The 11,848-nt window shown below is 60.9% G+C and carries 10 protein-coding genes; 6 read left to right on the plus strand and 4 right to left on the minus strand.

Translation table 11 applies throughout. From position 1 onward, the window contains the following. The 6 genes from IJL83_01030 to IJL83_01055 all read left to right on the plus strand — a co-directional run. On the plus strand, window positions 1–737 hold a 737-nt coding region (locus IJL83_01030; GenBank protein MBQ6552192.1), incomplete at its 5' end, for a pyridoxal-phosphate dependent enzyme. Between the two features lie 26 nt (window positions 738–763). Then, window positions 764–2,323, plus strand: coding sequence for a sodium:solute symporter (locus tag IJL83_01035; protein ID MBQ6552193.1), 1,560 nt, complete (start codon window positions 764–766; stop codon window positions 2,321–2,323). Window positions 2,324–2,355: 32 nt separating this feature from the next. After that, window positions 2,356–3,663, plus strand: coding sequence for a phenylacetate--CoA ligase (locus tag IJL83_01040; protein ID MBQ6552194.1), 1,308 nt, complete (start codon window positions 2,356–2,358; stop codon window positions 3,661–3,663). A gap of 15 nt (window positions 3,664–3,678) precedes the next feature. Continuing rightward, window positions 3,679–4,110: a hypothetical protein gene (locus IJL83_01045; GenBank protein MBQ6552195.1), complete on the plus strand. Its 432-nt coding sequence runs from the start codon at window positions 3,679–3,681 to the stop codon at window positions 4,108–4,110. Window positions 4,111–4,322: 212 nt separating this feature from the next. Continuing rightward, window positions 4,323–7,346, plus strand: a complete 3,024-nt coding sequence (locus tag IJL83_01050; GenBank protein ID MBQ6552196.1) for a carbohydrate-binding domain-containing protein — start codon at window positions 4,323–4,325, stop codon at window positions 7,344–7,346. Window positions 7,347–7,401: 55 nt separating this feature from the next. Next, the gene (locus IJL83_01055; GenBank protein MBQ6552197.1) at window positions 7,402–8,790 is read left to right on the plus strand and encodes a hypothetical protein; all 1,389 of its coding nucleotides are present in this window, start codon (window positions 7,402–7,404) and stop codon (window positions 8,788–8,790) included. A gap of 62 nt (window positions 8,791–8,852) precedes the next feature. Here the strand turns inward: IJL83_01055 and IJL83_01060 are convergent, their stop codons facing one another. From IJL83_01060 to IJL83_01075, 4 genes are all read right to left on the minus strand, one after another. Continuing rightward, window positions 8,853–9,257, minus strand: coding sequence for a PaaI family thioesterase (locus tag IJL83_01060; protein ID MBQ6552198.1), 405 nt, complete (start codon window positions 9,255–9,257; stop codon window positions 8,853–8,855). A 74-nt stretch (window positions 9,258–9,331) separates the two neighbouring features. Beyond that, entirely contained in the window at window positions 9,332–9,628 is a 297-nt protein-coding gene (locus IJL83_01065; protein MBQ6552199.1) for a hypothetical protein, read from the minus strand. Further along, window positions 9,628–9,915, minus strand: a complete 288-nt coding sequence (locus IJL83_01070; GenBank protein ID MBQ6552200.1) for a DUF1294 domain-containing protein — start codon at window positions 9,913–9,915, stop codon at window positions 9,628–9,630. The genes IJL83_01065 and IJL83_01070 overlap by 1 nt, the downstream gene beginning before the upstream one ends. 29 nt (window positions 9,916–9,944) lie before the next feature. After that, window positions 9,945–11,840 carry an ABC-F family ATP-binding cassette domain-containing protein gene (locus IJL83_01075; GenBank protein ID MBQ6552201.1) on the minus strand — a complete coding sequence of 632 codons (1,896 nt, stop codon included), beginning with the start codon at window positions 11,838–11,840 and terminating at the stop codon, window positions 9,945–9,947. Between the last annotated feature and the right edge of the window lie 8 nt (window positions 11,841–11,848).

The following is an 11,848-nucleotide window of genomic DNA, read 5'->3' on the forward strand; positions in this document are numbered from 1 at the left end:
CCATTTCCGAAGCCGTGGAAGCCGCCGTGAAGCAGCCGGGTTACCGCTACGTTCTCGGTTCCGTGCTGAACCAGGTGCTGCTGCATCAGAGCATTATCGGTCTTGAAACGCAGGCGGCGCTCGACAAATACGGCATCAAGCCGGATATGGTCATCGGCTGCGCGGGCGGCGGCTCCAACCTCGGCGGACTGATCGCCCCCTTCATGCGCGACAAGATCAACGGCAAGCTCGACTGCCGCATCATCGCCGTCGAGCCGGCGTCCTGCCCGAGTCTTACCCGCGGCAAGTACGCCTACGACTTCTGCGACACCGGCATGGTCTGCCCGCTCGCGAAGATGTACACCCTCGGCAGCGACTTCATCCCCGCGCCGAACCACGCCGGCGGACTCCGCTATCACGGCATGAGCTCCGTGCTCTCCCAGCTCTACGACGACGGGCTGATGGAAGCCGTTTCCGTCCCGCAGGTCAAGGTCTTTGAAGCGGCGGAGCAGTTCGCCCGCATAGAAGGCATCCTCCCCGCCCCCGAAAGCTCCCACGCTATCCGCGTAGCGATCGACGAGGCGCTGAAGTGCAAGGAGACCGGCGAGGAGAAGACCATCGTCTTCGGCCTGACCGGCACCGGCTACTTCGACCTGGTCGCGTACCAGAAGTTCCACGACGGACAGATGGAGGATTACATCCCCACCGACGAGGAGTTGCAGGTCGCGCTCAACAAGCTCCCCCCTGTCAACAAATAAACGTCCAACAGAAAGGATGACAAAAAATGAGTACCACATCCATCCTGACGCTCGCGCTTATCATAGTCTTTTTTGCGGTGATGATAATCATCGGCGTCAGATCGAAGAAACACGCGTCCGACGTTAACGGATTCGTTCTCGGCTCGCGCTCCGTCGGTCCCTGGCTCAGCGCCTTCGCCTTCGGAACGTCCTACTTCTCCGCCGTCATCTTCGTCGGCTACGCGGGACAGTTCGGCTACAACTTCGGACTCGCTTCTACGTGGATCGGTCTCGGAAACGCGTTCATCGGCTCGCTGCTCGCGTGGAGCATACTCGGCAGGCGCACGCGCATCATGACGCAGCACCTCTCGAGCAAGACGATGCCCGACTTCTTCGGCTCGCGATTTAACTCGCCGAAGCTGAAGATCGCCGCTTCGGTGATCACCTTCGTGTTTCTGATCCCGTACACCGCTTCGCTGTATAACGGCCTTTCCAGACTGTTCAATATGGCGTTCGGCGGCATACCCTATGCGGTCTGCGTCATAATTATGGCGGTGCTTACGGGAATCTACGTCATCCTCGGCGGATATATGGCGACCGCCCTCAACGATTTCATTCAGGGCATCATAATGCTCGGCGGCATCATCGCGGTCATCGTCGCGGTGCTGAACAGCAACGGCGGCTTCATGGAAGCGACGAAGCAGCTCGCGACCGGCCCCAACGGCGGCTGGGAGTTCGCCTCCTTCCTCGGACCGGACCCCGTATTCCTTATCTTCGTCGTGCTGCTGACCTCCCTCGGAACCTGGGGACTGCCCCAGATGGTCGGCAAGTTCTACGCGATAAAGAACGAGGACTCCATCAAGAAGGGCACCATCATTTCCACGATCTTCGCGATAGTCGTCGCCGGCGGCTGCTACTTCCTCGGCGGCTTCGCGCGGCTCTATAACGTCGACGTGAAGGCGGAGGGCTTCGACGCGATAATCCCGAAGATGCTCTCCAACCTGCCCGCGATAATCATCGGCATAGTTATAGTGCTGGTGCTTTCGGCATCGATGTCCACCCTCTCCTCGCTGGTGCTGACCAGCTCCTCGACGATCACGCTCGACCTGATCGCCCCCGCGAGAAAGAAGGAAATGACCGAGAAGAAGAAGCTGACGATGATGCGTATCTTCATAGTCGTCTTCATCGCGGTCTCCGCGATAATCGCGATCTATCAGGCGAACAGCAAGAACCTTTTCATCGCGCAGATGATGGGCGTTTCCTGGGGCGCGCTCGCAGGAGCGTTCCTCGCGCCCTTCCTCTACGGCCTCTACTACAAGAAGACCACTAAAGCCGCCGTCGCCGCCTGCTTCGTGTGGGGCGTCGGGTTGGAGGTCGTGCAGTTCCTCATTTCCATCGGGCTTTTCTCCGTCGCGGAGATCCCCGTGCTGAGCTTCGTTTTCAAAAACTCGCTCTACTCGGGCGTTATCGCGATGGTCGGCGGACTCGTCATAGTACCGCTCGTCAGCGCGCTGACGAAGCGTTCCGCGCCCGCGGACGTCGAGGACAAGTTCGCCTGCTACAATGACAGCAAAACCGTCGGCATCACCGACAACCTCGGACGCTGACGCACAGGACACATAAAAAAGGGAGCAAACCAATGTCAAACTATTATCAGGAGGAGATAGAAACCGCCTCACGGGACGAGATTATCCGCATACAGAACGAGAAGCTCGTCAAGCAGGTGAAGCGCGTTTACGAAAACGTCCCCTATTACCGCGATCTTATGGATAAAAAAGGCGTCAAGCCGGAGGATATAAAGAGCATCGACGATATCAGGAAGCTGCCCTTCCTCTCGAAAGCGGACCTCCGCGACGCCTACCCCTACGGACTGCTCGGCACCGACATCAAGAACTGCGTCCGCATCCAGTCCACCTCCGGCACGACCGGCAGACGTGTCGTGGCGTTCTACACGCAGCACGATATCGACCTCTGGGAAGAGTGCTGCGCGCGCGCCATCGTCGCCGCCGGCGGCACTAACGAGGACGTCTGCCAGGTATGCTACGGCTACGGTCTCTTCACCGGCGGACCCGGACTCAACGGCGGTTCGCACAAGGTCGGCTGCCTGACGCTGCCGATGTCCTCCGGATACACCGACAGACAGATCCAGTTCATGATGGACCTCGGCGCGACCATCCTCTGCTGCACCCCCTCCTACGCCGCCTATATCGGCGAGACGCTGAAGGAGAAGGGATACAAGCCCTCCGACAACAAGCTGAAGGCGGGTATCTTCGGCGCGGAGCCGTGGACGGAGGAGATGCGCCGCAACATCCAGGAATCCCTCGGCATCAAGGCCTACGACATCTACGGTCTGACCGAAACGAGCGGCCCCGGCGTCGCCTTCGAATGCGAGGAACAGCACGGAATGCACATCAACGAGGACCACTTCTACGCCGAGATAATCGACCCCGACACCGGCGAAGTGCTTCCCGAGGGCTCCAAGGGCGAGCTGGTCTTCACCTCGCTCGATAAGGAGGGCTTCCCGCTGCTCCGCTACCGCACCCGCGACATCTGCGTGCTTTCACGCGAGAAGTGCTCCTGCGGCAGAACTCACGTCAGAATGAGCAAGCCGATGGGACGCAGCGACGATATGATGATCATCCGCGGCGTCAACGTCTTCCCGAGCCAGATCGAGACCGTTCTGCTCAAGGAGGGCTACGACCCGAACTACCAGATCGTCGTCGACAGAGAACGCAACAACGACACCCTCGACGTCTACGTCGAGCTGAATCCCGATCAGTTCTCCGACAAGATCGCGGACATCCAGAACAGAGAAAAATCCCTTGAAGGCGCGATGCGCGCGATGCTCGGCATCGGCGCGAAAATGCACCTCGTTCCGCCCAAGTCCATCGCCAGAAGCGAGGGCAAGGCGGTCAGAGTCATCGACAAGCGCAAGCTGCACGATTAGAAAGGAGCGAGACTCATGGCGATCACACAGTTATCCGTTTTCCTCGAAAACAAACCCGGCAAGCTCTCCGAAACAGTCCGTAAGATTTCCGCCGCCGGCATCAATATCCGCGCGATGAGCATCGCGGACACCAAGGACTTCGGCATCCTTCGCCTCATCGTTTCCGACGCCGCCGAGACGAAGCGCATCGTCAGCGAGCACGCCATCGTCACCGAGACGGAGGTCATCGCCGTCCGCATGGACGACCAGGCGGGCGCGCTCTCCGGAGTGCTCGACGCGCTCGAGGAAGCGCAAATCAACGTCGAATACCTCTACGCCTTCACCGGCACGAAGAGCGACAGCGCCTACGTCGTACTCCGCGTCGACAGCACCGCCGCCGCGGAGGAACTGCTCGACGAGCGCGGCTTCGCCACCCTCTCGGACGCAGAACTCAAAGCGCTGCTTTGAGGCGAAACGTTGAAATCCCCGACGGCAAGTGGAATAACGCAATAAAAGAGGACGCTTTGAGCGTCCTCTTTTATTGCGCGAATTTTTTCGCCTGCCGTTTGAAATATTAAACGCTTTTCAATCTTGTTTCAATCTTCCGCCTTTATAATCCGTACAGTAAGACACAGAACGAACACCACCGGCAAGACCGATTATTAAGGAGGAATCAGAAAATGAAACTTAAAAAATTCATCAGCGTAATAATCGCAGCAGCGATGCTCTTCTCGCTCTGCGCGGTCGAAGCGTTCGCCGACACCGCGGAAAGCGCAGCACTCACCTTCACCGACTCCGGCGTGGAGGAAACCCTCTCCGGAAGCGGTTACGCAATCGCAGGCACGGCGCTGACCATCACCGCCGCGGGCGTCTACCGCATAAGCGGAAGCTGCGCGGAAGGTTCGATAGTCGTTAGCAAGGGGCTAAGCGGAGTCACGCTCATACTCGACAATCTTACTCTCGCCTCCTCATCGACCGCGCCGATAGTCGTCAAGAAATCCTCCGACGTAAGCATCCATCTCGAAGGAACGTCCACCTTGACGGATAACGAGAACCCCGAAGACGAGAATTCATCCGACCCCGAGATCGCAGAAGCCTTCGAGGGCGCGGCGATCAAGATCAAAAGCGGCGCGTCCGTGACCTTCTGCGGCGATGGCGATCTGAACATCGTCGCGAACGCCAAGAACGGTATCAAAGGCGGCTCCACCGCGGCACTGGTCTTCAATCAATCCGGCACGGTCACGGTCACAGGCAGCGGAAAGTATTACGGCGGCACCCTCTCCGGCGCGGCGGTCAATAACGGCATCGCCTGCGACGGAAGTATCGTCTTCAACAGCGGCTCCTACGTCATAAAGGCGGCGGGTGACGGCGTCAAGAGCGCGCCGGACGCCACCGACGAGGCCGAGGGAACAACGATTGACAATGAATCCGCCGGCGCAATTACGGTCAACGGCGGCGAGTTCGATATCGACTGCGACGGCGACGGCTTCCAGGCCGACGCTTCGCTCACGATCAACGGCGGCACGTTTGACGTTCAGACGTGGAAGGGCAGCGGCGTATGGAACGACACCCTCGCGGACGCCAACAGCTGCAAAGGGCTGAAGGCGGCGGGCGACCGCGCCGAAGAGGCCGGCATCGAACCGACGCTCACGATCACCGGCGGCAGTTTCACGCTCAACACCGGCGACGACGCGCTCCATTCCGACGCCTACGCCACCGTCACCGGCGGCGCCTTCACGATAAACACCGGCGACGACGGGATGCACGCCGATACATCCCTTATCCTCGGCAGCGAAAACGGACTTGCGCGCGATCCCGACGTCCGCATCGAAAGCTCCTATGAAGGCCTCGAGGGCGGCACGGTCTATATCTACTCCGGACGCTATTACGTCGTCGCCTCCGATGACGGCGTGAACGCCGCCGGCGGCAGCGGAAACGGCACTGACCCAGGCTTCGGCGGAGGCGGCGGCTGGAATCCGGGCGGCGGACACGGCCCCGGCGGAAACACGCCCGGCGGCTCCTCGTCGTCAAGCGATTATAACATCTATATCTACGGCGGCGAGCTTTACGTCAACTGCGACGGCGACGGGCTCGATTCCAACGGCGGACTCTATCTCTACGGCGGCACGCAGGCGGTGTTCAGTATGCGCTCCGGCGGCGATAACTCCGCGCTCGACGCCGACGGCACGATCCTCGTGCAGGGCGCGACGCTCATCACCGCCGGCTCCACCGGCGCTGACGGCACGGCGCAGAAAAGCTGGTTCGGCGCGGATCAGAAATACACCGCGAGCAGAACGAGCGTTTCCGCAGGCAAGGCCGTGAACGCTTCGGCAAACGGCAGCGTACTGATGAGCTATACGCTGACGAAAAACGTGAGCTACGTCCTCGCCTCCTGGCCTTCCTCCGTTTCTTCCTCCGCCCCGACGATCACGACCGCAAACAGCGCGGCGGCGTGCAAGGGCGGCTCGTGGAGCCACAGCTGGGACGACGGCGCCGTTACCGCCGCGACGGCGGAAAGCAACGGGCTGACGACCTACACCTGCTCCGTCTGCGGCGCGACCGAAACGCAGACGATCCCCGCGCTCGTCACCGTTCCCGAATGCGACCACGCGTTTGAAGGCGGCGCATCGACCGACGAGGGCTTCACCGTCACCTTCGCCGGCGACGAGGGAGTCAGCTCGATCACGGTTTATGAAACGCAGGACTACTCCGGCGCGAGCGTATCCGTCGCCGCCGACGGTGCGGCGGTCTCGCGCAGCAGCGCCACCGGCGCTCCCGACTCCACCGGCGACGGACAGCTCAATTTCACCGTCGTCCTCGCGGAAGGCTACGCGATAAGCGGCGTCAGCGCCGTTTCCGGCACGTATAAAAACATCAAGGGACCGTCTGATACCGGCCTCGCGAACACCTACCGCATCACCAAGATAACCGCCGACACGACGGTGACGATAACGACCGTCGAATGCGAGCACGGAACAGTGGCCGACGGCACGACTCCCGAATGGACGTGGAGCGACGGCTGCGGCAAAGCGACGCTCACTTACATCTGCGCCGACTGCGGCAACTCCGTAGCGCTCGACGGCGCGATAACGAGCGTGCTGACCAACGCGGAAACGATCACCTTCACAGCGACCGCATCAATAGGCAAAGCTGGCTATACAGACGTCGTGACGGCGGCGCCCTTCACAGCGACCTTCATCATTGAAGGCGGCGACGCCGCGGTCAACATCTATTACACGCAGGACTACGCCTCCGCCGACGAGGAAGGCGTCTCCACCGCCGTCGCGCGCGACAGCGACTCCGGCTGCCCGGTCGTCACCGGAGACGGGCAGATCAACTTCGCTGTCGTCGCCGCGGAAGGCTTCGAGGTCGAAAGCGTTGCCGTTGCCGGCGGCTACAAGAACCTCAAGGACATTTCTGACAGCGCCGGCGCGAACTCCTGGCGCGTGACAAAGGTCACCGGCGATCTGACGATCACCGTGACCGTCAAAAGCGCCTCCGCCGCCGTCCTTATCGGCGATATGGATAAGGACGGGGAAATCACCGTCGCGGACGCGCTCGCCGCGCTCCGCATCGCCGCGAAGCTCGCGGAAGAGACTGAAGAGGCGCTCGCAACAGGCGACGTCGACGGCGACGGCGTGATAACCGTTTCCGACGCGCTGCGCATCCTGCGCGTCGCGGCAAAGCTCTCCGAGGGCTTCTGAGCTTTTCCGGGCAATCTTTCAATAATACAAAATAAAATAAAAAGGTGAGAAAACAATGAAAAAGTTACTGGCAATGATCCTGTTCCTCCTGCTCGTCTCTTCGCTCGCGGCATGCAGCGGCACGACGATCTCCTCCTCCGTCGAGGGTCCGGCCTCTTCCTCTGCGCAGAATGCGCCCGGCGATCCGCCCGACGCACCCGGCGGAGGGGGCGCTCCAGGCGGGAGCGGCAGTTCTTCCGTCGTATACGCCGGCGCAACGGAGATAACCTCATCCGCTTCCGAAAGCGGCAAGACCTACGCCTCCTCGACAGCCGATGAAAGCGCGCTTATGATCAGCACCGCCGACGCTGTCACGATCGAAAACGCAACGGTCACGAAGACCGGCGACTCCGACGGAGGCGACAACTGCAACTTCTACGGACAGAACGCCGCACTGCTCGTCAAGGACGGCTCCACGACGACGATCACCGGCGGCTCGATCACCTCCGGCGCCTCCGGCGCCAACGGCGTCTTCTGCTACGGCGGCAACGGCGGACAGAAGGGCGCCTCCGGCGACGGCACGACGGTCATCATCAAAGACGTGACGATAACGACGACAGGCAGCGGCTCCGGCGGCATAATGACCACCGGCGGAGGCGTTATGCAAGCGCACGATCTGACCGTCACGACGAACGGTCAGTCCTCCGCGCCGATCCGCACCGACAGAGGCGGCGGCACGGTCACAGTCGACGGCGGCACCTACACCTCAAACGGGCTCGGCTCTCCGGCGATATACTCCACCGCGGATATAACCGTATCGAACGCGACGCTCGTTTCCAACCTTTCTGAAGGCGTCTGCATAGAGGGACTCAACTCCATCACGCTCAACGACTGCGACCTGACCGCGAACAACACCAAATGCAACGGCAACGCGACCTTTTATGACAGCATAATGATCTATCAGTCGATGAGCGGCGACGCGGCGAGCGGCACGTCCTCCTTCACGATGACGGGCGGCAGCCTGACGAGCAGAAGCGGACACGTCTTCCACGTCACCAACACGAGCTGCGTGATAACCCTCTCCGGAGTGGAGATAATCAACGAGGACGGCGAAAACGTGCTCATCTCCGTATGCGACGACGGCTGGAGCGGCGGGAGCAACACCGCCGTGCTGAACGCCACCGCGCAGACGCTCGGCGGCGCGGTGCTCGTCGGCGACAACTCCTCGCTGACGCTGACCCTTTCCGACGGCTCGGTCTTCACCGGCTTCATCGGCGGAAGCATCACGAACGCGAAGGGTGATACCGTCTCCTCCGAGACCGGCAGCGTCTCCGTGACGCTTGACGGCGCGAGCGTCTGGACGCTCACCGCGGACAGCTACGTGACCTCGTTCACAGGCAGCGCCGCGAATCTCAACCTCAACGGATACACCCTCTACGTCAACGGAACGCCCTACGCGGGATAAACAGAAAATAATATAACGAAAAGGACGGGATCGCTCCCGTCCTTTTTTGCGTTTTTCCGCGCCTATTTCTCCAGCTTGTAGCCGGTGCCGACGAAGAGCGCGACGTCGCGCCCCGTTTCGTCGGTCACGCGTATGTCGTAAACGCAGGTCGTCCTGCCGCTTTTGACGCATTGCGAGCGCGCGATGAGCCGCTTCCCCTTCGGCTGCGCGGTGAAGTTGACGTTCACCGTCAGCGCGACGGTCGGCTGATGGTCGTTATTCGACGAAACGGCGAAGGCGAAGTCGCCGAGCGTGAATATCACGCCGCCCATCGTTCCGCCGTAGGCGTTGCGGTGCGCCTCCGTCAGCTCCATCGAGCAGACGCAGCCGCCGTCGAAAAGCTCGTCTATACGCATGCCGTTATCCGTTGCGAAGCGGTCGTTTTTGAAAAACTCACGCGCTTCGTCCGTGCTTTTGAAAGTTCCCATAGCTGTCCCTCCGGATGAAATATGCGGATATTATAACACATAACGCGCGGCGGCGCCGCATTTTCACAAATATTTCATCTTCTGAACGACGAAAACAGCGCCAGCGACGCCAGCAGCGCGAGCGCGCACGCCGACTGCACCGGCACGAACGCGCCGCCGAGCTTCTCCCGAAGCGCGAGCGCGGCGAAAACTCCGGCGAAGCCGATCGCGCCGAGCAGCGCGATGAGCGTCAGGCGCGTGTTCGATTCCGCGGAGTGCGACTCCTCGCGGGTCGTCCTCCTGCGCTGCCTGCGCGGCTTGTTCTTCGGCGTTCCGTAGCCGTAGGTGCCGTATTTATCCTTGCGGTAGAAATTGTTGTTATTATTCGCCATCACCGCGCGCCCCCTTTCGAGATGAGCAGCGCAAGCACCGCCGCCTGCAGCAGAAGCGCAAAGGTTATCACGAGAGTAAAGTAGTTCTTCTTCGTCTTGTGGCGGAAGACCACCCTGCCGAAGAACGCGCCGGCCGCGCCGCCGTAGACCGCGAGCGCGAGCAGGACGCGTTCGCTGATGCGGTCGCCCTCCTGCATCGCCTTCGCCTTGTCCACGCCGTAGGCAACGAAGGCGACGAGCGAAGCCGCGCCGAGTATCGCGGCGTATATCCACAAAACCGTTTTCATATTATCACCCTTTATATATTTTATCTTTCTTAACCGACGTCCTCGATGAGCGAGGACCATTCTTCCATAAGCGGCGCTTCCTTCGCCTCGAGCTCTTCTTTTTCGGCGGTCAGCTCCGCGACCTTTTCGTAGTCGGAGAAGACCTCCGCGTCTTCGGCGAGGATGCGGGATATTTCCGCCGTTCGCGCGTTGATGACGGCGATCTTTTCCTCAAGGACGCCGATGCGGTGAAGCTTGCGGTCGCGCTCCCTGAGCGGCGAAACGTATTTTTTCTTCGCCGCGGGCTTACCGCCGGCGTCGGCGGTTTCCTCGTCCGCTTCGCGCGGGCGGAGCTTCTCGTATTCGGAGTAGCCGCAGCCGTAGAGCTTCAGCCCGCCGTTCTCGAAGACGGCGAGCCGGTTGCAGACGCGGTTGATGAAGTATCTGTCGTGCGAGACTGCGACGACGGTGCCGGCGTAGTCCGCGAGGAGCTTTTCGAGCGCGTCGCGCCCCTGCATATCCATATGGTTGGTCGGCTCGTCGAGCACGAGGATATTAGGCCTGCGGCGGAATATCTTGCAGAGCGCGAGGCGCACCTTTTCGCCTCCGGAAAGCTCGCCGACGGTTTTGAAAACGTCCTCGCCGCTGAAAAGGAACGCGCCGAGCGCGGTGCGCGCGTCGCCTGTCGTCATATTCGGAAAGTCCTTCTGGAAATCCTCCAGCACCGTAAGCGGCGAGAAGTTCTGCGTCATCGTCTGATCGAAGTAGCCGACGCTCGCGTGCAGTCCGAAGCGGCTTTCGCCGCCGAGCGCGGGGATTATCTTCATCAGCGTTTTCACGAGAGTGGACTTGCCGCAGCCGTTATCGCCGATGATACCGAGCTTTTCGCCGCGCTTGACGACGGTGTCCAGCTCGCCGAGCGGAGCGCCGTAGCCGAAGCGCAGATGCTCGCAGACGAGGGCGTTCTCCACCGTTTCGCGTTCCGGCGCGAACGCTCCGCGGAAGACGGCTTCGTCCGCGGCGCGCGGCGCGGAGGTGTCTCCGATCCGCTCGATCTGTTTGAGCTTCGCCTGCGCCATCTTCGCCTTGTTCGCTTTATAGCGGAAGCGCTCGACAAGCGCGGAGAGGCGCTCGACCTCCTTTTTGCGCATCAGCGCATCCTTCAGCTCGCGCTCGTAGTTCTCCTTCTTCTGCGCCGCGAAGGCGGTGTAATTGCCGGTGTAGCGGCGCGTTTCGCCGTATTCGATCTCATAGACGACGTTGACGATCTTGTCAAGGAACATTCGGTCGTGGGAGACTATTACGCATGAGCCGCGGTATTTCACGAGATAATCCTCGAGCCATTCGACCGCGGAAAGATCGAGGTGGTTTGTCGGCTCGTCGAGCAGGAGCACCTGCGGCTTTGAGAGCAGGAGTTTGAGAAGCGCGAGCTTCGTGCGCTGGCCTCCGGAGAACTCCCTCAGCGGGCGGGAAAGATCCGACTCCGCGAAGCCGAACCTCTTCAGCGCCGTGCGGTATTCCTTCTTGTAGGTGTAGCCGCCGAGGTCTTCGAAGCGCTCCTGAAGGCGCGAATACTCGCGGGCGTTCTCCTCGCTGCCGTCGCGCTCGACCGCTTCAAGCGCGGCAGCCATGGCTCGCTCCGTTTCGATAAGGTCTGAATACGCGGTCAGCAGCTCCTCCTCAAGCGTTCTTTCGTCGCCCGCTTCAAACGTCTGCTTCAGGCAGCCGACGACGGGTGCGCCGGTCTTGTGGAATCCGAAGTCCGATTCGCCCGTTCCTTTTATCATATCGACCTCGCCGGTCAGCGCGCGGAGCAGAGTCGTTTTGCCGCATCCGTTGCGCCCGACGACCGCGATCTTTTCATTCTCGCGGACGGCGAAGTTTATTTCGGTAAGCACCGGCTCGCCGTCGTATTCGACGCTGCCGTTGTTGATTACAATCTGCATTTTTGCTC

Source organism: Clostridia bacterium (assembly GCA_017438525.1).
In the GTDB taxonomy this organism is placed as follows: domain Bacteria; phylum Bacillota; class Clostridia; order Oscillospirales; family RGIG8002; genus RGIG8002.